The 21,448-nt window shown below is 77.3% G+C and carries 21 protein-coding genes and 1 tRNA gene; 6 read left to right on the top strand and 16 right to left on the bottom strand.

The annotated features are described in order from the left end of the window. Nucleotides 1-105: 105 nt before the first annotated feature. The 8 genes from BM158_RS09935 to BM158_RS21760 all read right to left on the bottom strand — a co-directional run bounded on the left by BM158_RS09935 (nt 106) and on the right by BM158_RS21760 (nt 8,400). Nucleotides 106-525, bottom strand: coding sequence for a DUF6153 family protein (locus BM158_RS09935; protein ID WP_091557373.1), 420 nt, complete (start codon nt 523-525; stop codon nt 106-108). A 252-nt stretch (nt 526-777) separates the two neighbouring features. After that, nucleotides 778-850: transfer RNA gene (locus BM158_RS09940), tRNA-Thr, on the bottom strand. Nucleotides 851-909: 59 nt separating this feature from the next. After that, on the bottom strand, nt 910-2,091 hold the full coding sequence (locus BM158_RS09945; RefSeq protein WP_229827715.1) for a DNA polymerase III subunit delta': 1,182 nt from the start codon (nt 2,089-2,091) through the stop codon (nt 910-912). Beyond that, nucleotides 2,088-2,726: a dTMP kinase gene (tmk, locus tag BM158_RS09950; RefSeq protein ID WP_229827714.1), complete on the bottom strand. Its 639-nt coding sequence runs from the start codon at nt 2,724-2,726 to the stop codon at nt 2,088-2,090. The genes BM158_RS09945 and tmk overlap by 4 nt, the downstream gene beginning before the upstream one ends. Before the next feature lie 38 nt (nt 2,727-2,764). Then, the gene (locus BM158_RS09955; protein ID WP_207506368.1) at nt 2,765-3,511 is read right to left on the bottom strand and encodes a class I SAM-dependent methyltransferase; all 747 of its coding nucleotides are present in this window, start codon (nt 3,509-3,511) and stop codon (nt 2,765-2,767) included. A gap of 2 nt (nt 3,512-3,513) precedes the next feature. Then, nucleotides 3,514-6,429: a type I DNA topoisomerase gene (gene topA, locus BM158_RS09960; protein ID WP_091557375.1), complete on the bottom strand. Its 2,916-nt coding sequence runs from the start codon at nt 6,427-6,429 to the stop codon at nt 3,514-3,516. Between the two features lie 136 nt (nt 6,430-6,565). Continuing rightward, the gene (locus BM158_RS09965; protein ID WP_091557378.1) at nt 6,566-8,086 is read right to left on the bottom strand and encodes an alpha/beta hydrolase; all 1,521 of its coding nucleotides are present in this window, start codon (nt 8,084-8,086) and stop codon (nt 6,566-6,568) included. After that, nucleotides 8,083-8,400, bottom strand: coding sequence for a hypothetical protein (locus BM158_RS21760; RefSeq protein WP_165628881.1), 318 nt, complete (start codon nt 8,398-8,400; stop codon nt 8,083-8,085). The genes BM158_RS09965 and BM158_RS21760 overlap by 4 nt, the downstream gene beginning before the upstream one ends. Before the next feature lie 157 nt (nt 8,401-8,557). Between BM158_RS21760 and BM158_RS09975 the strand changes: the two genes are divergently transcribed. Next, nucleotides 8,558-11,143 (top strand): DEAD/DEAH box helicase, encoded by a 2,586-nt coding sequence (locus BM158_RS09975; RefSeq protein ID WP_229827713.1) that lies wholly within the window; start codon nt 8,558-8,560, stop codon nt 11,141-11,143. A gap of 6 nt (nt 11,144-11,149) precedes the next feature. On the opposite strand, the gene BM158_RS09980 is transcribed toward BM158_RS09975, so the two are convergent. The 7 genes from BM158_RS09980 to ssd form a co-directional block, all read right to left on the bottom strand. Next, nucleotides 11,150-11,512 carry an Rv3654c family TadE-like protein gene (locus BM158_RS09980; protein ID WP_091557383.1) on the bottom strand — a complete coding sequence of 121 codons (363 nt, stop codon included), beginning with the start codon at nt 11,510-11,512 and terminating at the stop codon, nt 11,150-11,152. Beyond that, complete coding sequence (locus BM158_RS09985) at nt 11,509-11,838, bottom strand: TadE family type IV pilus minor pilin (RefSeq protein ID WP_091557387.1); 330 nt, start codon at nt 11,836-11,838, stop codon at nt 11,509-11,511. The genes BM158_RS09980 and BM158_RS09985 overlap by 4 nt, the downstream gene beginning before the upstream one ends. Before the next feature lie 41 nt (nt 11,839-11,879). Next, nucleotides 11,880-12,068 (bottom strand): DUF4244 domain-containing protein, encoded by a 189-nt coding sequence (locus BM158_RS09990; RefSeq protein ID WP_091557390.1) that lies wholly within the window; start codon nt 12,066-12,068, stop codon nt 11,880-11,882. 141 nt (nt 12,069-12,209) lie between these two features. Then, nucleotides 12,210-12,914, bottom strand: coding sequence for a type II secretion system F family protein (locus BM158_RS09995; protein ID WP_091557394.1), 705 nt, complete (start codon nt 12,912-12,914; stop codon nt 12,210-12,212). Continuing rightward, nucleotides 12,911-13,675, bottom strand: coding sequence for a type II secretion system F family protein (locus BM158_RS10000; RefSeq protein WP_091557398.1), 765 nt, complete (start codon nt 13,673-13,675; stop codon nt 12,911-12,913). The genes BM158_RS09995 and BM158_RS10000 overlap by 4 nt, the downstream gene beginning before the upstream one ends. Further along, a complete protein-coding gene (locus BM158_RS10005; RefSeq protein WP_091557401.1) occupies nt 13,672-14,808 on the bottom strand; it encodes a TadA family conjugal transfer-associated ATPase in 1,137 nt (378 codons plus the stop codon). Before BM158_RS10005 ends, BM158_RS10000 begins: the two co-directional genes overlap by 4 nt. Next, a complete protein-coding gene (gene ssd, locus BM158_RS10010; protein ID WP_229827712.1) occupies nt 14,801-15,838 on the bottom strand; it encodes a septum site-determining protein Ssd in 1,038 nt (345 codons plus the stop codon). The genes BM158_RS10005 and ssd overlap by 8 nt, the downstream gene beginning before the upstream one ends. A gap of 151 nt (nt 15,839-15,989) precedes the next feature. On the opposite strand from ssd, the gene BM158_RS10015 reads away from it, so the two are divergent. From BM158_RS10015 to BM158_RS10035, 5 genes are read left to right on the top strand one after another with little or no spacing between them, the layout of a single operon-like run. Next, nucleotides 15,990-16,790, top strand: coding sequence for an HAD family hydrolase (locus BM158_RS10015; protein ID WP_091557406.1), 801 nt, complete (start codon nt 15,990-15,992; stop codon nt 16,788-16,790). Continuing rightward, on the top strand, nt 16,787-17,923 hold the full coding sequence (gene macS, locus BM158_RS10020; protein WP_091557409.1) for a MacS family sensor histidine kinase: 1,137 nt from the start codon (nt 16,787-16,789) through the stop codon (nt 17,921-17,923). Before BM158_RS10015 ends, macS begins: the two co-directional genes overlap by 4 nt. After that, nucleotides 17,920-18,567, top strand: a complete 648-nt coding sequence (locus tag BM158_RS10025) for a response regulator (RefSeq protein ID WP_091557412.1) — start codon at nt 17,920-17,922, stop codon at nt 18,565-18,567. The genes macS and BM158_RS10025 overlap by 4 nt, the downstream gene beginning before the upstream one ends. Nucleotides 18,568-18,596: 29 nt before the next feature. Beyond that, nucleotides 18,597-20,009: an argininosuccinate synthase gene (gene argG, locus BM158_RS10030; RefSeq protein ID WP_091557414.1), complete on the top strand. Its 1,413-nt coding sequence runs from the start codon at nt 18,597-18,599 to the stop codon at nt 20,007-20,009. Nucleotides 20,010-20,019: 10 nt separating this feature from the next. Continuing rightward, nucleotides 20,020-20,445, top strand: a complete 426-nt coding sequence (locus BM158_RS10035) for a YkvA family protein (RefSeq protein ID WP_091557418.1) — start codon at nt 20,020-20,022, stop codon at nt 20,443-20,445. Here BM158_RS10035 and BM158_RS10040 read toward each other — a convergent pair. Continuing rightward, nucleotides 20,423-21,445: an aldo/keto reductase gene (locus BM158_RS10040; RefSeq protein WP_091557421.1), complete on the bottom strand. Its 1,023-nt coding sequence runs from the start codon at nt 21,443-21,445 to the stop codon at nt 20,423-20,425. The genes BM158_RS10035 and BM158_RS10040 overlap by 23 nt on opposite strands. Nucleotides 21,446-21,448: the final 3 nt, after the last annotated feature.

A 21,448-nucleotide genomic window follows, 5' to 3' on the forward strand; every position in this document is an offset into this window, starting at 1 on the left:
TCGTCTCCTGGGGAACGGATGGCCGAGCGCAGGGCTCGGCCCGAGCGGATGGGGGTCGGGCACGGGCGCCGGCAGCCGTGACGGCCGGGCGCAGCGGTGCTCGGCCTAGATCCGCAGCACGCAGAGACGAGCGAGGTCCGGTGGGGCCGCGAGGGCGCGCAACCGGTCGGCCGCGCGGTGGACCGCGCGCAGCACGGCAGCCGGGGCGGCCCGGGCACGACGCCGGGCGAGCCAGACCGCCAGCGCCGCCAGCAGGACGCCGACGCCACCGGCGAGGACCGCCAGGCACACCATCAGGGCGTGCAGCGCCGCGGAGTGGCCGGCCGGGTCGTGGTGCTCGGCTCCGTGCGCCGGGGCGCCGGCGACCCCGGTGTCCATCGAGCCCAGGGAGGCGTGGTCGCCGACGACCGCGTGCTCCGCGGACGCGGTCGAGGTCGAGGTCGGTTCAGCGGCGGCGCACTGCAGGCCGTGCATCGAGAACACGGCAGCGAGCAGCAGCAGCGCCCAGCCGAGCCGGTACCTCAACGCACACCTCCCAGCGATCCGGGATACCCCACCAGGGTAGGCACAATGCCGTACAGCGAGCACGTCGCCGATCCCGGCGCCGCCAGCTCGGCGGCGTTTCACCCCCCGGCAACCGAGACCTCTAGTGGGTCCTGGGGCCGCGAGGCCTGGTGCTGGACCCGGGCGGGGGCGCCGTTCCCAATCCGTTCCCACCCGACGTCACACACACGTCGTGGACGTCCCGGCGACCAATGAATACGCTGGTCAGATGCGAGCCGCCTGTCGGAATCGAACCGACGACCTTCTCATTACGAGTGAGATGCTCTACCGACTGAGCTAAGGCGGCGTTGGTGCGTCGAGGAGCCTACGCGACGCCGGTGCCGCGCCCGGGCGCCACCCCGGAGGTCAGGCGGGCAGCCGCAGGGCCACGCACATCGCCTCGATCGCGATCTGCGGCTTGACCGCCTGCTCGAGCGCGGTGCGGGCCGCGAGCACCGCGTCGATGCGGCGCAGCGCGCCCTCCGCACCGATCTTCCGCGCCAGCTCGAGGGCGTCGGCGCTGCGGTCGGGGTGGTTCAGGTGCGGCACCCGGCCCATGTCCCCGCGCACGGTCGCGACCAGCAGCGCGTCCCGGTAGAACGCGGCGAGGTCGACCAGGGCGCGGTCCAGGGTGTCGCGGCCGATGCGGGTGGCGCGCGACTTCTGCTGCTTCTCCAGCTCCTTGAGCTGACCCGCCCCCCGCGACGCCGCGGCCACACCCGGGCCGCGCGCACCGACCCCGAGGCTGGCCTTGACCGCCTCGGTCTCGGCGGCGTCCAGCGCACCCGTCGCCGCCGCGGACTCCGCCGCAGCGGTGCCGACCAGGTCGTCGGCCGCCCGCAGGCACGCACCCAGGCTGGACAGCGCCAGCGGGACGTCGAGCACGGCCTTGCGCGCGGCGCGGGCGTCCTCGTCGCGGGCCAGCCGCCGGGCCCGCCCGATGTGCCCGCCCGACGCGGCGGCCGACCACTCCGCGAGCGCCTGGTCGACGCCGTCGCGGCGCACCAGCACCTCGGTGATCGCCGCGACCGGCGGGGTGCGCAGCGACACCACGCGGCAGCGCGAGCGGATGGTCACCGACACGTCGTCGGGGTGCAACGACGGGGCGCACAGCAGGAAGACCGTGCGCGGCGGGGGCTCCTCGAGCATCTTGAGCAGCGCGTTGGCGGCCTGCTCGGTCATCCGGTCGGCGTCCTCGACCACGACCACCTGGAACCGGCCCTGCGAGGGCGCCCGCCCGGCCATCCCGATGACGGTGCGCATCTCCTTGACGCCGATCGACAGGCCCTCGGGGACGACGAGCCGGACGTCGGCGTGCGTGCCGGCCAGCACGGTGCGGCAGGCGTGGCAGGTGCCGTCCCCGCCGTCGGGGCACTGCAGGGCGGCGGCGAAGGCGCGGGCGGCGACCGACCGGCCCGACCCCGGCGGGCCGGTGAACAGCCAGGCGTGGGTCATCGACGCCGGGGAGCCGACGGCGTGCTGCAGCTCGGCGACCGCGTCGGGCTGGCCGACCACGTCGCGCCAGACGCCCTCGGGCAGCGCGGTCACGCCGGCTCCCCCACCAGCTCGGCGACCCGCTGCCGCACGGTGCCGGCCAGCTCGTCGACCGGGCGGGTGCCGTCGAGCACCAGGTAGCGCTGCGGCTCGGCGTCGGCCAGCGCGAGGAACGTGGCCCGGACCCGGCGGTGGAACTGCACGGGCTCCCCCTCGAGCCGGTCGGCCGCGGCGCGACCGCGGGCCCGGGCCAGGCCGACCTCGGGCGGCAGGTCCAGCAGCACGGTGAGGTCCGGGCGCAGGCCGCCGGTGGCCCAGCGGGAGATGCCGGCGACCTCCTCGACGGCGATCTCCCGGCCAGCGCCCTGGTAGGCCAGCGAGCTGTCGACGTAGCGGTCGGTGATGACCACCTCGCCGGCGGCCAGGGCCGGGCGCACCACCTCGTGCACGTGCTGGGCGCGGTCGGCGGCGTAGATGAGCGCCTCGGCGCGCGGGGCCAGGCCGGTGGTGGCCGGGTCGAGGACCAGCGACCGCAGCGCCGGGCCCACCGCCGTCGGCGCCCCGGGCTCGCGGGTGGTGCGGACGGCGCGCCCGCGGCCGGTGAGCCACTCGCCGAGGCGGGACACCTGGGTCGACTTGCCAGCGCCCTCGCCGCCCTCGAAGGCGATGAACACCCCGGCTGAGACCACGGCGGCCACGGTACCGGCGGGGTCGGACAGGACCGGTCTCAGCGCGGGGTCAGCCGGACCGAGTGGGTGGCGTAGGGCAGCTCGAGCTCGGTGCGCCCGGCGGTGCCGGGGTGCTGGGCCAGCAGGGCGCGCAGGTCGTCGAGGAACGCCGTCCGCTCGTCGGCGCCCATGACCGCCACGTAGCTGCGGGTGGCGATGCCGGCGACCACCTGCTCGGGGGTCAGCCGCTGCACGTACCGCGACTCGTGCTCGACGACGTCGGCGGGCAGCTCGGCGGCGAACCGGTGCACCACGCCCTGGTCGGCCTCGTGGTCGCGGGCCTCGGCGGTCAGCCGCTCCCCCAGCGCGCCCACCCACGGCACGGTCTCGTCGCGCACGTTCCAGACGAAGCCGACCACGCCGCCGGGCCGCAGCACCCGCCGCAGCTCGGGGGCGGCGCGGGGCGGGTCGAACCAGTGCGCGGCCTGCCCGGCGACGACGGCGTCCACGCTGGCGTCCGGCAGCGGGACCTGCTCGGCGCCGCCGACGGCGGTCGCGACGCCGGGGTGCCGGTCGGCGAGCTGGGCCAGCATCTCCGCGGACGGGTCGACGGCGACGACCTCGTGCCCGGCGGCCAGCAGCTCGTCGGTCAGCTTGCCGGTGCCCGCGCCGAGGTCGAGCACCCGGCGGGGCCGGTCGCCGAGCAGGAAGGCGACGGCGTCGGCCGGGTAGCCCGGGCGCAGCTGCGCGTACTCCCGGGCCACCGAGCCGAAGGACAGCCGGCGGGCGTCGAAGGCCTCGACCACGGTCAGTTCCCGGCCGGGACCGCGCCCTCGCCGGTCGTCGTCCGCGCCGCTGCCTTGGTGGCGGTGGTCTTCGTGGCCGTCGCCTTCGTGGCGGTGGTCTTCGTGGCCGTCGTCTTCTTGGCCGCGGTGGTCTTCTTGGCCGCCGTCGCCTTCTTCGCAGTCGTCTTCTTCGCGGCCGCCTTCTTGGTCGCCTTCTTCTTGACCGGGGCCCGCTCGCGGCGGTCGGCCAGCAGCTCGGCGGCCCGCTCGAGGGTGATGGTCAGCGGGTCGTCGCCCTTGCGCAGGCTGGCGTTGGACTCCCCGTCGGTGACGTAGGGCCCGAAGCGGCCCTCGCGCACGGTGACCAGGCCGTTGGTGACCGGGTCGGGCCCGAGCTCGGCCAGCGGCGGCTTGGCCGCGGCGCGGCCGCGCTGCTTGGGCTGGGCGAAGATCGCCAGCGCCTCGTCGAGGGTGACGGTGAACAGCCGGTCCTCGCTGTCCAGCGAGCGGGAGTCGGTGCCCTTCTTCAGGTAGGGCCCGTAGCGGCCGTTGAGCGCCTGGATCTCCTCGCCGTCCTCGGCCCTGCCGACCGTCCGCGGCAGCGACAGCAGCTTGAGCGCGTCCTCGAGGGTCACCGACTCCGGCTGCATGGTCTTGAACAGGCTGCCCGTGCGCGGGGACTCCTTGCTGCCCTCGGGCACCACGGTGGTGACGTAGGGGCCGTACCGGCCGGCCTTGACCACCACGGGCAGCCCGGACTCCGGGTCGGTGCCCAGCTCGCGGTCGCCCGAGGGCGCCTCGAGCAGCTCGCGGACCTTGTCGGTGGTCAGCTCGTCGGGGGCGATGTCGTCGGCGATGGAGACGCGGGCGCCCTCGTCGCCGCCGGCCTGCAGGTAGGGGCCGTACCGCCCCACCCGGACGACGACCGGCTCGCCGGCCGGCCCGGTGGCGCGCAGCGGGATGGAGTTCACGCCGCGGGCGTCGATCTCCTCCAGCCGCTGGCCGACGACCTGCTTGAGCCCGCCGGAGGCCGCGATGCCGCCGGCGTGGCCGCCCCCGCCGCCGAAGTAGAACTCGGTCAGCCAGTCGACCCGGCGCAGCGTGCCGCCGGCGATCTCGTCGAGCTCGCCCTCCAGCGAGGCGGTGAAGTCGTAGTCCACCAGCGCGGTGAAGTGCTGCTCGAGCAGGTTGACCACGGCGAAGGCGATGAACGAGGGCACCAGGGCGGAGCCCTTCTTCCACACGTACCCGCGGTCCTGGATGGTCTGCATGATCGAGGCGTAGGTGGAGGGCCGGCCGATGCCGAGCTCCTCCAGCGCCTTGGTCAGGCTGGGCTCGGTGTAGCGGGCCGGCGGGCTGGTGGTGTGGCCCTTGGGCTCGAGCTCGGTGGTGTCGAGCACCTGGCCGCGCTCGACGCGGGGCAGCCGGCGCTCGGAGTCGTCGGCCTCGGCGTCGTCGCCGGTGGCGCCCTCGTCCTTGCCCTCGACGTAGGCGCGCAGGAAGCCGGGGAAGGTGATGGTGCGCCCGGAGGCGGAGAACTCGGCGACCTCGTCGGTCGAGGACCGGCTGACCAGCCGGACGGTGACCGTCTGGCCTACCGCGTCGGCCATCTGGGAGGCCACGGTGCGCTGCCAGATCAGCTCGTAGAGCCGGAACTCCTCGCGGGCGAGCTGGCTGGCCAGCTGGCCGGGGGTGCGGAAGGAGTCGCCAGCGGGGCGGATGGCCTCGTGCGCCTCCTGCGCGCCCTTGGCCTTCTTGGAGTAGTGCCGGGCCTCGGCCGGGACGTACTGGTCGCCGTAGAGCTCGCGGGCCTGGGCCCGGGCGGCCCGCAGCGCGGTCTCCGACAGGTTCGTGGAGTCGGTGCGCATGTAGGTGATGAAGCCGTTCTCGTACAGCCGCTGCGCGGTGCGCATCACCTGCTGCGAGGACCAGCCGAACTTGCGGCCGGCCTCCTGCTGCAGCGTGGAGGTGGTGAAGGGGGCGTAGGGACGGCGGCGGTAGGGCTTCTCGTCGACGCGGGAGACGGTGGCCTGGGCGCCCTCGAGGCGGGCGGCGAGCCCGCGGGCACCGGCCTCGTCCAGGTGCACCACGTCGCTGGTGACCGCGCCGGTGTCGGCGTCGAAGTCGCGGCCGGTGGCGATCCGGCTGTCGTCGAGGGTGACCAGGTTGGCGGTCAGCCGGGTGGGCTCGCCGCCGTCGGCGCCCGCGGCCTTCTCCACGGCGAACGTGCCGGTCAGCGACCAGTAGTCGGCGGCGGTGAACCGCATCCGGGCGCGCTCGCGCTCCACCACGATGCGGGTGGCCACCGACTGCACGCGCCCGGCCGAGAGCTTGGGCAGCACCTTCTTCCACAGCACCGGCGAGACCTCGTAGCCGTAGAGCCGGTCGAGGATGCGGCGGGTCTCCTGCGCGTCGACCAGCGCGGTGTCCAGCTCGCGGGGGCTGGCCACGGCCCGGGCGATGGCCTCGGGGGTGATCTCGTGGAACACCATCCGGCGGACCGGGACGTTGGGCTTGAGGGTGTCGACCAGGTGCCAGGCGATGGCCTCGCCCTCGCGGTCCTCATCGGTGGCGAGGTAGACCTCGGAGGCGTCCTTGACCAGCTGCTTGAGCCGGCTGACCTGCTGCTTGCGGTCGGGGCTGATGACGTAGAGCGGGGTGAACCCGTTGTCGACGTCGACGCCGAGGCGGGCCCAGGACTCGCCCTTGTGCGCGGCCGGGACGTCGGCGGCGTTGCGCGGCAGGTCGCGGATGTGCCCGACGCTGGCCTCCACGACGTAGTCGTTGCCCAGGTAGCCGGCGATGGTCTTGGCCTTGGACGGCGACTCCACGATGACCAGCGGCTTGCCGCCCCGGGCCCCGGCGGCGCGCTTGCGCGGCGGGGTCGCGGGCGCCCCGGCGTCGGTGGCGGCGGCGGGCTTCGCGGTCTTGGTGGGCAACGCGGGACTCCTGTCGGTGGTGCTGACTGCACGTGCCGGGCCGGTGACACGGCACCCCTCGGCGGACGCCACGGTAGGCCACCCGCCGTGGGCGGGCCGTGGCGACGGCGCCCGCCCGGCGCGGCGGCGGCCCGGCTCAGCCACCGCCCCGGGCCCCGACGACGACCTCGGCGACCGCCTGCAGCGTGGGGTGGTCGGGGTCGAGGTACTCGGTGTGCCCCTGTCCCGGGTCGGTGGGCAGCCGGGTGTCGCCGAACCCGGCGTCGAAGGGGCTGCCGCCGAAGTAGTCCGACCAGGAGAGGGGGTCGGCCGGGGTCCAGGCGCCGTACACCTCGGGGGCCTCGAGGCCGGCCGCGTCGTGGCTGCCGGTGCCCGGGCTGCCCAGCAGGACCACGGCGTCGGCGGCGAGCCGGCCGCCGGCCCGCGCCGCCGAGCCGGTCACGAGGGTGCCGTAGCTGTGCGCCACGACCGTGGTGCGCGGTGCCGGTGGACCGCCGGCGGCGGCACCCGCGGCCCGGGCGGCGGTCAGCCCGTCGAGGGTGCGGTCGAGCTCGGGGCCCGAGGACCGGGCGTTGAGGGAGGAGAAGAAGCTGCCGAACCCCGGCGTCCGGTAGCCCAGCCAGACCAGCACGGCGACCGCGGCGCCCGGGGCGGCGTCCTGCGCCAGGGACCCGATCGACGTCGCGGAGGCCACCAGGCCGGGCAGGTCGCCGGCCGGGGTGGTGTTCATCCCGGGCACCAGCACGCCGACCGCCCCGGCGGTGTCGAGGTCCCCGACGGAGACCGCGACCAGGTCCTCGGCCGGGTCGAACAGCAGCAGCTGCAGGCCGTACCGCCCGGCCAGCTGCGCGGCGGTGGTGACCGCCACGGCGTACCCCGCCCGCTCGGGGTGGGCCAGCGCGTCGGCGAGCAGCGCCCGGTTGGCCTCGTCGCGGGCGGCGGCCGGCAGGCCGTCGAGCCCGCCCACCCCGGCCGGGTCGGCGGCCAGCGCCGCGGACCGGGCGGCCGGCGTCAGCCCGTCCCACCACGCCGCGGCCGCCGTCGCGGACGCCGCCACCGGCACGACCGGGGACGCCGCGGTGGCCGACGTGGCTGCGGCCAGCGACGCGAACCCGGCCGGCCCGCCGACCCTGTCCAGCCCGGCCAGCGCGGCGTGCGCCCCGGCGGCGGCCACCACCGCGGAGTCGGCGGCGGCGAACGCGGCGCGGGCGTGCTGCTCGGCGCGGGTCGCGGCGTGCTCCCGCGCGGCGACCTCGGCCCGGTGCTCCTCGGCCATCACCGGCGCCGCGACCGGCGGGACCCGACCTGCGTCGTCGAGGGGCACCGGCCCGGCCGCCGCCCAGGCACGGGCCTGCGCCGCCTCGTCCTGCGCGGCCCCCGCGCGGGACACCACGACCGAGAGCTCCTCCGCGCCGGCGCCCAGCGCCAGCCCGACCTCGGTGCCCACCGCGGCCACCTCGACCAGCGCGGTCGCCGCCGCGTCGGCGGCGGGGCCCGACCACAGCTGCGCCTCCCGCAGCCGGCCGCGCACCGCGTCCAGGCGGGCCTGCCAGGCACGCAGCCGGGCCGGTGCGTCGGCCAGGGCCGCGGCCGAGGCCTGCAGGCCCGGCAGGTCCCAGCCCTCGACGGCGGCCAGGCTCCTCGTCGGGCCGGTCACCGGGCGGTGGGCGCGTACCGCCCGGCGCCGAGGCGCTCGGTGAGCAGCCCCTCCAGCGCCCGGTAGGAGGCCAGCGCCTGCTCCAGGGTCTGCGCGACGACGACGGCGCGGTCGGCGAGCACGCCGACCGCGGCGGCGGCGACCCGGCCGACGGCGTCGAGCTCGACCGCGGCGGGCCCGTCGAGTGCCCGGCCCAGGCGGGCGCCGTCCCCGGCCAGGAGCGCGCCGTCGGCGGACAGCTCGGCACCCAGGCCGGCGAGCTGCCCCACCAGCTCGCCGACGGCGTCGAGCTGCAGGGTCACGGTGTCGGGCACGGGGTCTCCTCGGCGGCGGGGACCACGGCTGCGGTCCCGGTGCGCGCACGATCACCGGAGGGGGAGACGGTCTGCGCGCCGTCGTCCACACCGCCGGGCGCCGTCCACAGATGCCGCGCGGACCTGGTGGGTTGCCAGCGGGTGTGACAGTGGTGGGGTGACGTCGGCCGCCGCCCCGCTGCCCCGGGAGCTCCCGGGCGACGAGCTGCTCGACGCGCTGCTGACCGGCACGCCCGAGGAGGACTCGCCGGTCACCCACGTGCACCGGCTCCCGGTGCGGCAGGCCGCGCACGGCAGCTGGCCGGCGTGGACGCCGCCGGAGCTGCGCGAGCGGCTGGTCGCCCGCGGGGTGCGCGAGCCGTGGGCGCACCAGGTCGCCGCCGCCGAGGCCGCGCACACCGGCCAGCACGTCGTCGTCGCGACCGGGACCGCCTCGGGCAAGTCGCTGGCCTACCAGCTGCCGGCGCTGGCCGCGCTGGCCGCCGACCCGCGGGCCTGCGTGCTGTACCTGGCCCCGACCAAGGCCCTGGCCCGCGACCAGCTGTCCGCGGTGGCCGAGCTCGCCCCGTCCGACGTCCGGCCGGCGGCCTACGACGGCGACACCCCGCAGGAGGACCGGGAGTGGGTCCGCCGGCACGCCCGGTGGATCGTGACCAACCCGGACATGGTCCACCGCGGGATCCTGCCGGCCCACCAGCGCTGGTCCTCCACGCTGCGCCGGGTGGCCTACGTCGTGGTCGACGAGTGCCACGCCTACCGCGGCGTCTTCGGCTCCCACGTCGGGCACGTGCTGCGCCGGCTGCGGCGGGTCTGCCGCCGCTACGGCGCCGACCCGGTGTTCCTGCTCGCCTCGGCGACCGTGGCCGAGCCCGCGCTGGCGGCGTCACGGCTGGTCGGGGCCCCGGTGACCGCGGTGACCGAGGACGGCTCGCCCCGCCCGGGGGCCACCTTCGCGCTGTGGGAGCCGCCGCTGACCGAGCGCACCGGTGAGCACGGCGCCCCGCTGCGCCGCTCGGCGGCCGCCGACGCCGCGGGTCTGCTGGCCGACCTGGTGCAGCAGGGCGCCCGGACCCTGGCCTTCGTCCGCTCCCGGCGGTCGGCGGAGTCGGTCGCCGACCAGGCCCGCCGCATCCTGGCCGACCGCGGCCGCGCGGACCTCTCCCGGCGGGTGGAGTCCTACCGCGGCGGCTACCTGCCCGAGGAGCGCCGCGAGCTCGAGCGCGCGCTGTCGGCCGGTGACCTGCTCGGGGTGGCCACCACCAACGCGCTGGAGCTGGGCATCGACATCGCCGGGCTGGACGCCGTCCTGCTGGCCGGCTACCCCGGCACGCTGGCGTCGCTGTGGCAGCAGGCCGGCCGCGCCGGGCGGGCGCAGCGGGAGTCGCTGGTGGTCTTCGTGGCCCGCGACGACCCGCTGGACCACTACCTGGCCCACCACCCGCAGGCGGTCTTCGGCCGCTCCGTGGAGGCCACGGTCACCGACCCCACCAACCCCTACGTGCTGGGCCCGCAGCTGTGCTGCGCGGCCGCCGAGCTGCCCCTCACCGAGGACGAGCTCGAGGTGTTCGGCGGCGAGCCGGCCCGCGAGGCGCTGGACCGGCTGGTCGCCGACGGGCAGCTGCGCCGCCGGCCCACCGGCTGGTACTGGGCCGGCCGCGGGCGGCCTGACGTCGACATCCGCGGCTCGGGCGCCGAGCCGGTGTCGATCGTGGAGGGCGCCACCGGCCGGCTGCTGGGCACGGTGGACGGCGACTCCGCGCACTCCGCGGTGCACACCGGCGCGCTGTACGTGCACCGCGGCGAGACCTACGTCGTCGACGAGCTCGACGTCGAGGACGCCTGCGCCGCGGTGCACCCCGAGAGCCCGGAGTGGACGACGGTGGCCCGCGACGTCACCGACCTGTCGATCGTCGACGTCGACACCACCCGGCGGCTGGGCACCGTCACCGCGCACACCGGCACCGTCGACGTGACCAACCAGGTGGTGGCCTACCAGCGCCGGCGGATCGGCACCGGCGAGGTGCTCGCGGAGTTCCCGCTGGACCTGCCGGCCCGCCAGCTGCGCACCCGCGCCGTCTGGCTGACCCTCGACGAGCGGGCACTGCAGCGCGCCGAGCTGTCGGACCGGGAGCTGCCGGGCTCCCTGCACGCCGCCGAGCACGCCGCGATCGGCATCCTGCCGCTGCTGGCCACCTGCGACCGGTGGGACCTCGGCGGGGTGTCCACGGCGCTGCACCCGGACACCGGCCAGGCCACGATCGTGGTCTACGACGGGCACCCGGGCGGGGCCGGCTTCGCCGAGCGCGGGCACGCCGTGCTGCGTCGCTGGCTGACCGCGACCCGGGCCACGGTGGCCACCTGCGAGTGCGAGTCGGGTTGCCCGTCGTGCGTGCAGTCGCCCAAGTGCGGCAACGGCAACGACCCGCTGGACAAGGCCGGCGCGGTGCGGGTCCTGGACGTGGTGCTCGACGAGCTGGCCGCCGCCGGTGACGTGGCGACCGACGACGAGGACACCGACGACGACGGACCTGCCGACCCGCTGGGCCCGGGGGGTCCCTTCGCGCAGGCCCGGGCGGGCACCTCGGCCGCGCACTCCCGCGCGCTGCGCCGCCGCGCCCAGCTCGGTGCCCCGCCCCCGGCCCGGGCGGTGCGCCGTCGCCGTCCGCAGCCCAGCGAGGCCGACCCGCCCCCGGCCGACGACGACCCGTTCGCCGACACCCCCGAGGACGACATCGTCTTCTGAGGCCGGTCACGGGTCGGCGTCCCACGGCACCGGCCCGGCCCGTGCCCGGCCGCCGGCGGCCAGCAGCCCCAGCGGGCCCAGCCGGACCGGCACCGACACCTCGACCCGCACCACCGCGTCCGGGCCGACCGCGCAGCTGACCAGCTCGGCCCCGTTCGCAGCGGCCAGCGCGGCACCGGTCGCGCACGCGCCGGGGTCGCCGCGGACCGCCTGCGCCGCCGCGGCCAGCGCGGCGAGGTCGGCGGCCGCCCCGGCCCGGTGCCTCGCCACCACCGCCGCACCTACCAGCACGACCGCGGCCCCCACCAGGGCGAGCACGGCGGCCAGCGCCGTCGTCCAGACCGTGGCCGAGCCGCGCTCGCCGCTCACCCGGTGCCCGGCTCGGTCAGGGCGGTCGAGGACGCCGACACCGTCAGCGCCAGCGGCACGGGCCCGAGCGGCCGGACCCGCGCCGACACGGTCACCGTCATCCGGTCGCCGGAGGACGCCGTGCGGACCGACGCGCCCGCGGGGCCGGCCCTCCCGGCGAGGTCGGCGACCACCGCGGCCGCCTCCCCGCGGGCCGCGGCCCGGGCGCCCTCCCGGGCCGCGTCCACGCACCGCAGCTGCGCGCCGACCAGCACGACCGCGGCCACCGCACCGGCCAGCACGAGCAGCAGCACCGGCAGCACGACGGCCGTCTCCGCGGTGACCATCCCCCGCTCCCCGCTGCGCCGACCCCGGCTGCGGTGCACCGTCAGGCCAGGGTGGCCAGCGCCCGGGACACCAGGGCGCCGAGCCCGGCGACCACGGAGTCGCCGGTGACCACCTGGTAGAGCACCGCGGCGAAGGCGCAGGCCGCCACCGTGCCGACCGCGTACTCCGCGGTGCTCATCCCGTCCTCCGGGTCCGCGGTCACCCGCTGCACCCACCGCCTGGTCCTCATCCCGCACCTCCTCCTCGGCCCGTCCGTCGGGCCCTGCGGGGAGCCTGCGGCGCCGGCGGGCCGGCCGGGGCCGGGCCGGCGGATCTGTGGACGGGCACCCCGGATGTGGACGACGGCGGGCACCGGCGGCGCGGATGTGCTTCACCCGAGGACGTCCGCGGCGACGCCGAGCACCAGCGGCACCACGCCCAGGCAGAGGAATGCGGGCAGGAAGCAGGCGCCGAGCGGGGCCAGCACGGCCACCCCGGCCCGCTGCACCGCCGCCGCGGTGGCCGCGCGCTCGCCCGCGCGCCGGTCGACCGCCAGCGCCTGCAGCGCCGGCACCACCGACGACCCGGTCTCCCCCGCGCGCACGACCACCCGGGCCAGCGGCGCGACGTCGTCGGGGACACCGGCCCACGCCTCCCGCGGTGCCGCACCCAGGCGCAGCCGGCCGGCGACCCCGCCCAGCACGGCACCGAGCGGACCGCCCAGGGCCTCGCCGACCGACCCGAGGGCGCCGCCGACCGGGGTGCCCGCGGCCAGGCAGACCGCGAGCAGGTCGCAGGCCACCGGCAGGTCCGCCCGCAGCCGCGCCCCGTCGTCCGGTGCGCCGTCCCCGCGGCGGGCCGACCGCTCGACCCCGACCGCCACGCCGGCGGCCAGCAGCAGGGTGCCCGCACCCGTCCCGCCGACCGCGACGACGGCGGCCCCCGCGACCCCGGCGAGCAGCCACCGGCGCACCGGCCCCGCGGCCTCCGGCACCGGCCGGGCGCTCGGCGGCGCGGGGAGGCGCAGCCGGTTGACCGCGCCCGGTGCCCGCGGCCAGGCCAGGAGCGCAACAGCCAGCAGCGCGGCGGCGGTCACCGGTCGGCCGCCCGCTCGGTGAGGCGGCGGGTCCAGGCCAGCCCGGCGGCCTCCAGCCCGCACCCGGCCACCAGCAGCGCCGTGCCGACCGGGGTCGTGGTCAGCACCGTCCACGGATCGGCGCCGATCCCGGCGCCCATGAGCAGGCCCAGCACCGGCAACCCGGCCAGCACGCGGGACGAGGCCCGCGGTCCGGCCAGCGCGACGTCGAGCTCCTCGCGGGTGCGGGCCCGGGCGCGCAGGTCGTCCTCGGCCGCGCCGACGGCGGCGGCCAGCGAGCAGCCGGTGCGGACGCTCACCGCCCGGGCGGTGGCGATGCGGTCCAGGGCCGACCGGGCGGGTGCGGTCACCCCGGGCGGTGCCGGGCCGCCGACCAGGGCCGGGCGCAGCGCCTCCGCGGCGCGGGGGTGCGGGCAGCCGGCGACCGCCGTCGCAGCCGCGTCGCCGAGGGGGCGGCCGGCCCGCAGCTCGGCGGCCAGCACGCCCAGCGCCTCCGCCAGCGCGGCGACCTGGGCCTGCGCGTCCCGCTCGCCGGCCTGGCGGCGCCGTGCGCGGAGCACGGCCCACGCCCCGGCCGCCGCGAGCCCGGCCACCACGGGGGTGGTGACCAGCGCGCAGCCCAGCGCGGTGGCCGCCGCGAGCACCGCCGGCGGTGGCCGCAGCACGGCGCGCGGGCGGTGCGGGCGCAGCCGCTGCACGACCCGGGGCCGGCCCGGCCACAGCAGCGCCCCGGCGGCCAGCAGCAGGAGGGCCACGGTCATGCGGCACCCAGCAGGTCGGCCAGCTCCCCGGCGGCGGGGACGGGCCCGCCGTCGGCCCGCCAGCCGGCGGCCACCTCGACCAGGTCCCCGGTGCGGCGCACGACGCCGAGCTCGACCACCCGGCGCCCGGCCGGCCCGCGGCGCAGGTGCACCACGACCGACAGGGCCGCGGCGGCCTGGCTGTGCACCGCGGCCCGGCCGAGCCCGGCGGCGGTGCCCAGGGCCTCGAGGCGGGCGGGCACGTCGGCGGCCCGGTTGACGTGCAGGGTGCCGCAGCCGCCGTCGTGGCCGGTGTTCAGCGCGGCCAGCAGGTCGACGACCTCGGCACCCCGCACCTCCCCGACGACCAGCCGGTCGGGCCGCATCCGCAGCGCCTGGCGCACCAGGTCGCGCAGGCCGACCGCGCCGACGCCCTCGACGTTGGGCGGGCGGGTGAGCAGCCGGACGACGTGCGGGTGGGCCGGGTCGAGCTCGGCGGCGTCCTCGCACAGCAGCAACCGCTCCCCCGGGTCGGCCAGGCCGAGCAGCGCCGAGAGCAGCGTCGTCTTGCCGGTGCCGGTGCCACCGGTGACCAGGAACGCCGCGCGCCGCCGCACCAAGGCGGTGAGCAGCTCGGCCGACCGGCCCGGCAGCGCCCCGGCGGCGGCCAGCTCGGCCAGGCCGAGCCGGGCCCGGCGCAGCACCCGCAGCGACAGACAGGTGCCCGACCCCGACACCGGGGGCAGGACGGCGTGCAGCCGGGTGCCGTCGGGCAGGCCGACGTCCACCCAGGGCGCGGCGTCGTCGAGGCGGCGCCCCGCGGACGCGGCCAGCCGGACGGCGAGCCTGCGGACGGCGTCGTCGTCGGGGAACTCCACGTCGGCCCGCTCCAGGCCGGCGCCGCGGTCGACCCAGACCGCAGCCGGCCCGACGACGAGCACGTCGGTGGTGCCCGGCCGGCGCAGCAGCGGCTCCAGCACCCCGGCGCCGGCGAACTCGTCGACGGCGGCCCGCACCGCGCTCAGCACGTCGCCGTCCCCGAGCAGGCCACCGGACTCCTGCCGGACGAGCGCGGCGACCTCGGCCTGGCTGGGCACCCCCGGGACGGCGCCGGCCAGGCGGTGCCGCACCCGCTCGACCAGCGGCTCAGCCACCGGCGACCGCCCGCTGCAGGCGCGGCAGCAGCCGGCGGACCACCTGGCCCAGCGGGGTGCGCGGGCCGGTCTGCGGCGGCTCGCCCCGTTCCCCGCGCGGCAGGGCCGACCGGTCGTGCACCAGCTCGGCCAGCACGGGCCGGCCCAGCACCTCGCCGACCTCGGCCGCACCCACCCCGCCCGGCGCGGTGCGGGCGACCAGCACCGCGCGGGCCCACGCCGGGTCGGCCAGCAGCGGCCCGGCCGCGGCCAGGGCGCGCACCCGGTCGGGCACGACCAGCACGACCAGGTCGGCCTCGGCCAGCACGGGCTCGACCAGCGCCGGGTCGGCCCGCACCGGCAGGTCGACCACGACCGGGTGGCCGCCGGCCCGGGCGGCGGCCACCACCGAGGCGAGCGCGGCGGCGGGCACCGGCGCCGGCGCACTGCGGGAGGGCGCCAGCACGTGCACGCCGTGCAGCCGGGGCAGCGCGGCCACGACGGGCCCGCCGTCCACCCGGCCGCGCAAGCCGGCGAGGTCGGGCCAGCGCAGGCCGTCGGCCCACTCCGCGCCGAGCACCAGGTCCAGCCCGCCGGCCAGCCCGTCGGCGTCGACCAGGACGGTGGCCCGCTCCCCGCGCACCGACAGGGCCAGCGCCGCGGCCAGCGTGCTCGCCCCGGCGCCGCCGCAGGCGCCGGCGACCACGGTGAGGGTGCCGGTCTCGACCGGCTCGGTGACCGCCCGGGCGGCCCGCTCGACCAGCCAGCCCTCGTCCTGGGGCAGCCGCACCACCCGTTCGGCGCCGAGGGCCAGCGCGGCGTCCACGTCGGCGCGGCCGAGCTCGTCCCGCGCGGCGACCACGACCCCCGGCCGCCGCGGCAGGGCGCGCACGGCGGGTGCGGCCAGGGCGTCGGCGCCGACCAGCACCAGCGGGGCCGCCCGGTGCGCGCGACGGAGGGCGGCCCCGCCGTGGGTGAGCTCGGCGGTGGTGCCGGCGGCGGCCAGCAGGTGCAGCAGATCGTCGACCAGGCCGTCGTCGGAGCTGATCACGAGGGGATGGGGGGTGGTGTCCACACCGCGCAGTGAGCACCCGGGACGGCGTCCGCGGGGGCCGTGCGGCACATCTGTGGACAACCCGTCCGGGTGTGGACGACGGCGAGCCGCCCGTCGGACCCCCGTGCTGCCCTTAGCCTCGTGCCCCATGACCCGCGTCGAGCCCCGCAGTGCGGTGTTCTTCGACCTGGACAAGACCGTCATCGCCAAGTCGAGCACCCTGGCCTTCGGCGGGCCGTTCTACCGGGGCGGGCTGATCAACCGCCGGGCGGTGCTCAAGGGCGCCTACGCCCAGTTCGTGTTCTCCCTGGCCGGCGCGGACGCCGTGCAGATGGAGCGGATGCGCGCGCAGATCACCGCGATGTGCACCGGCTGGAGCGTGGAGACGGTGCACGACATCGTCCGCGAGACCCTGCACACCATCGTCGACCCGCTGGTCTACGCCGAGGCGGTGGACCTCGTCGAGGCGCACCGGGCGGCCGGCCGCGAGGTGGTCATCGTGTCCAGCAGCGGCGCGGAGATGGTGGAGCCGATCGGCGAGATGCTGGGCGTCGACCGGGTGGTGGCCACCCGGATGGTGGTGGCCGAGGGCCGCTACACCGGTGAGATCGAGTTCTACGCCTACGGCGAGGGCAAGGCCGAGGCGATGCGCGCCGTCGCCGCCGAGCGGGGCTACGACCTCTCCGACTGCCACGCCTACTCCGACTCGATCACCGACCTGCCGATGCTCGAGGCGGTCGGCCACCCGACGGCGGTCAACCCCGACCGGGCGCTGCGCCGGGCCGCCACCGAGCGCGGCTGGCCGGTGCTGGTCTTCTCCCGGCCGGTCGCGCTGAGCGCCCGCACCGGCCAGCGCGGCCCGGTGGTCACCGGGGCCGCCGTCGGCGTGGGTGCGGCGGTGGTGGGGCTGGCCTGGTTCGCCCGCCGGCGGGCGCTGCGCACCGGATGACCGCGACCGGCGGCCCGGTGGTCCGGCACCGCGACCTGCTCGCCCCGCTGTGGCGCGTGGTCGTCGCGTTCCGGCTGGTCGCCTGGGTGCTCGCCGTCCTCGGGTGGTTCCGGGAGCGCGAGGACTACCCCGGGATGGCCGCGCCGCTGGCCGTGCTGGGCGCGATGGCGGTGTGGACCGGCGTGGTCACGGTGCTCTACAGCCGGGGGTCGGGCCGTCGGGTGCGCACCACCCTGCTCGACCTGGGCGTCACCGTGCTGCTGCTGGCCGCCACGGTGACCACCCAGCCGCCCGGCGCGTTCGGCGAGGGCGCGCCCATCGTCACCTCCATCTGGGTCGCCGGCCCGGCGCTGGCCATGGCGCTCGTCCGCGGCCGCGCCGGTGGTCTGGCCGGGGCGCTCGTGGTGTGGGCTGCGGTCACCCTGCTGCGCGGGTACGTCGGCGACCGCGAGGTCTTCAACCTGACCCTGCTGGTGCTCATCGCGGTGCTGCTGGGCCACGCCGCGACCATCACGCGGCAGGCCGAGCTGGCCCTGCGCGAGGCCGCCGCCGCGCAGGCCGCCGCCGCCGAGCGGGAGCGGCTGGGCCGGGCGGTGCACGACGGCGTGCTGCAGGTGCTCGTCGCCGTCCGCCGGCGGGCCCGGTCCACCGACGAGCTGGCCGACCTCGGCCGGCTGGCCGCCGAGCAGGAGGTCGCGCTGCGCGGGCTGCTGACCACCGGGGCACCGGTCGCCGTCGGCACCACCGACCTGGGCACGGCGCTGCGGTTGCTGGCCACCCCCGACGTCGAGGTCAGCGGTCCGGCCGAGCCGGTCGAGGTGCCCGCGCACACCGGCACCGAGCTCGTCGCCGCGGTGCGGGAGGCGCTGGCCAACACCGCCGAGCACGCACCCGGTGCCCGGGCGTGGGTGTCGCTGGAGCCGGCCGACGACGAGGTGGTCGTGGTGGTCCGCGACGACGGCCCCGGCATCCCGGAGGGCCGGTTGCCCGCCGCCGAGCAGGAGGGCCACCACGGCGTGCGGTCCTCCATCTGCGGCAGGCTGGCCGACCTGGGCGGCTCCGCCGTCCTGCACACCGGGCCCGGGCAGGGCACCGAGTGGGAGCTGACCGTGCCGAGGGAGGGCCCGCGATGACGACGGTGATGGTGGTCGACGACCACCCGATGTGGCGCGAGGCCGTGGAGCGCGACCTCGCCGCCCGCGGCTTCGAGGTGGTGGCCACCGCCGGCGACGCGGGCGCGGCGGTCCGGCGGGCGCAGGCGGTGCGGCCCGACGTGGTGGTGATGGACCTGCAGCTCGGCGCGGGTTCGGGGGTCGACGCCACCCGCGACGTGGTGGCTGCCCTGCCCACCACCCGCGTCCTGGTGCTGTCGGCCAGCGCGGAGCAGGCCGACGTGCTGGAGGCGGTCAAGGCCGGGGCGTCGGGCTACCTGGTGAAATCCGCGTCCGCCGACGAGCTGGCCGACGCGGTCACCCGCACCGCGGCCGGGGACGCCGTGTTCTCGGCGGGGCTGGCCGGGCTGCTGCTGGGTGAGTACCGGCGGCTGCAGGCCGGACCGGACGACGGCGCCCCGCGGCTGACCGAGCGGGAGACCGAGGTGCTCAAGCTGGTCAGCCGGGGGCTGTCGGCCAAGGCGATCGCCGAGCGGCTGGTGCTCAGCCACCGCACGGTGGAGAACCACGTGCAGAACACCCTGCGCAAGCTGCAGCTGCACAACCGGGTCGAGCTCACCCGCTACGCCATCGAGCACGGCCTGGCCGACCCCGGTGATGCATGACAATGCGGAGCAGTGCATAATCTCTTGTCGTGTCCAAGGTACTGACGTCCCTCCCCGTCGGCGAACGCGTCGGCATCGCCTTCTCCGGTGGTCTCGACACCTCCGTGGCGGTCGCCTGGATGCGCGACAAGGGCGCCGTCCCCTGCACCTACACCGCCGACATCGGCCAGTACGACGAGACCGACATCGGCTCCATCCCGGGCCGGGCGGCGCAGTACGGCGCCGAGATCTCCCGGCTGGTCGACTGCCGCGCCGCACTGGTCGAGGAGGGCCTGGCCGCGCTGACCTGCGGCGCCTTCCACATCCGCTCCGGCGGGCGCGCCTACTTCAACACCACGCCGCTGGGGCGCGCGGTCACCGGCACGCTGCTGGTCCGGGCGATGCTCGAGGACGGCGTGCAGATCTGGGGCGACGGCTCGACGTTCAAGGGCAACGACATCGAGCGCTTCTACCGCTACGGCCTGATGGCCAACCCGGCGCTGCGGATCTACAAGCCGTGGCTGGACGCCGACTTCGTCACCGAGCTCGGCGGCCGCAAGGAGATGAGCGAGTGGCTCGTCGAGCACGGCCTGCCCTACCGCGACTCCACCGAGAAGGCCTACTCCACCGACGCCAACATCTGGGGCGCCACCCACGAGGCCAAGTCGCTGGAGCACCTGGACACCGGCATCGAGATCGTGCAGCCGATCATGGGCGTCCGGTTCTGGGACCCCGAGGTCGAGGTCACCCCGGAGGACGTCACGATCGGCTTCGAGCAGGGCCGGCCGGTGAGCATCGACGGGCAGCGCTTCGACTCCGACGTCGACCTGGTCCTGGCGGCCAACGCGATCGGTGGCCGGCACGGGCTGGGCATGAGCGACCAGATCGAGAACCGGATCATCGAGGCCAAGAGCCGCGGCGTCTACGAGGCCCCGGGCATGGCGCTGCTGCACATCGCCTACGAGCGGCTGGTCAACGCCATCCACAACGAGGACACCCTCGAGACCTACCACCGCGAGGGCCGGCGGCTGGGCCGGCTCATGTACGAGGGCCGCTGGCTGGACCCGCAAGGCCTGATGCTGCGCGAGTCGCTGCAGCGCTGGGTCGGCGCGGCGGTCACCGGCCAGGTCACGCTCCGGCTCCGGCGGGGCGAGGACTGGACGATCATGGACACCCAGGGCCCGGCCTTCAGCTACCACCCGGACAAGCTGTCGATGGAGCGGACGACGGACTCCGCCTTCGGCCCGGTCGACCGGATCGGTCAGCTGACCATGCGCAACCTCGACATCGCCGACTCCCGCGCCAAGCTCGAGCAGTACGCCGCCATCGGCATGCTCGGCTCGCACGCGGACCTGGTCGGCTCCCTGGAGGCCGGCGGCGCCGACGCGATCGCCTCGCGCGGGGAGGCCAGCCCCGAGGACGAGCTGCTCGACCGGGCCGCCATGGAGGTCGGCACCGACTGATGGCCCGCGGATGAGCTGGTGGCAGGTGCTGCTCGGCGTCCTCGCCGGGCTGGCACTGGTCTACGCCGTCCTGCTGGGTCTGCTGTGGGCCTACGCCCGCCGGCACCCGGAGACGGTGCCGACCCGGGAGGCGTGGCGGCTGCTGCCCGACGTCGTCCGGCTGGTCAGGCGGCTGGCCGGGGACGGGTCGCTGCCCCGCGGCGTCCGGGTCCGGCTGGTCCTGCTGCTGGTCTACCTGGCCTCGCCGGTCGACCTGGTCCCCGACGTGCTGCCGGTGGTCGGGTACGCCGACGACGCCGTGGTGGTGGCGCTGGTGCTGCGCTCGGTGGTGCGGGCGGCCGGGCCCGGGGCGCTCACCCGGCACTGGCCGGGCAGCCCCGCGGGCCTGGCGCTGGTCCGCCGGCTGGCCGGGCTCAGCGGCGCAGGGCCTGCTTGACCTTGCCGAGCACGGGGGCGGCGCGCTGCAGCAGCGGCCCGGCCTCCTCCCGGGCCCGCTCGGCCAGGGTGCTCACCGCCGACTGCGGGTCGAAGGAGAGGGCCGCGGCGGTCAGCGCGGTGACCTCGTCGGCGGCCAGGTCGAGGTCGGCCGCGGCCGCGTTGAACTCCAGCTGCTCCACGCTGGACGCCCCGGGGATGGCCACCGTGCGCGGCTGGGCCAGCAACCAGGCCAGCGCGACCTGGGCGGGGGCGACGCCGTGGGCGTCGGCGACCTCGCGCAGCACCGCCAGCAGCGGCTCCACCCGGCGCAGGTTCTCGGTGCCGAACAGCTTGTTCATCGCCCGCACGCCACCGGGGCGGTTGTCCACGCCGTACTTCCCGCCCAGCAGGCCCTGCGCCAGCGGGCTGTAGGCGATGACCAGCCGGTCCTCGGCCTCGGCGAACGGCACCAGGTCGGCCAGCGGCCCGGCCGCGGCGAGGGAGAACTCGACCTGGTTGCTGACCACGGGCCGGCCGAGCGCGGCGTCGGCCTCCCGCCAGCGGTCGAGGGAGTAGTTGGAGACGCCGACGGCGCCGATGCGGCCCTCGTCGAGCAGCGCACCCATGCCCTTCATCGTCACGGTGTCGGGGACGACGGGGTTGGGCTGGTGCACCTGGTACAGCGGGATCCGGCGGACGCCGAGCCGCTGGGCGCTGCCCTGCCACGCCTTGCGCACCAGCTTCGGGAACGGCGCGACCGGCAGCACCTTGGAGGCGAGGACGACGTCGTCCCGCCGGTCGGCGAGCGCGGCGCCCAGGATGCGCTCGCTCTTGCCGGGGCCGTAGACCTCCGCGGTGTCGAAGAGCGTGATGCCCAGCTCGAGCGCGCGCCGGACGATCGCGGTGGCCCCGGCGTCGGCGTAGTCGTCGCCGTAGCCCCACTCGCGGGAGCCGAACTGCCAGGTGCCCAGCCCGATCCGGGAGACCTGACCGAGACCGTCGACGTCGAGGGAGCGCATTGC

The sequence above is a fragment of the Klenkia taihuensis genome, from assembly GCF_900112525.1.
In the GTDB taxonomy this organism is placed as follows: domain Bacteria; phylum Actinomycetota; class Actinomycetes; order Mycobacteriales; family Geodermatophilaceae; genus Klenkia; species Klenkia taihuensis.

Excerpts from the sequence above, each read along its gene's own strand:
- BM158_RS09985 (WP_091557387.1), bottom strand. The coding sequence starts at position 11,838 with ATGGTCACCGCGGAGACGGCCGTCGTGCTGCCGGTGCTGCTGCTCGTG.
- BM158_RS09990 (WP_091557390.1), bottom strand. The coding sequence starts at position 12,068 with ATGAGGACCAGGCGGTGGGTGCAGCGGGTGACCGCGGACCCGGAGGAC.
- BM158_RS10000 (WP_091557398.1), bottom strand. The coding sequence starts at position 13,675 with ATGACCGTGGCCCTCCTGCTGCTGGCCGCCGGGGCGCTGCTGTGGCCG.
- BM158_RS10015 (WP_091557406.1), top strand. The coding sequence starts at position 15,990 with ATGACCCGCGTCGAGCCCCGCAGTGCGGTGTTCTTCGACCTGGACAAG.
- macS (WP_091557409.1), top strand. The coding sequence starts at position 16,787 with ATGACCGCGACCGGCGGCCCGGTGGTCCGGCACCGCGACCTGCTCGCC.
- BM158_RS10025 (WP_091557412.1), top strand. The coding sequence starts at position 17,920 with ATGACGACGGTGATGGTGGTCGACGACCACCCGATGTGGCGCGAGGCC.
- BM158_RS10035 (WP_091557418.1), top strand. The coding sequence starts at position 20,020 with ATGAGCTGGTGGCAGGTGCTGCTCGGCGTCCTCGCCGGGCTGGCACTG.
- BM158_RS10040 (WP_091557421.1), bottom strand. The coding sequence starts at position 21,445 with ATGCGCTCCCTCGACGTCGACGGTCTCGGTCAGGTCTCCCGGATCGGG.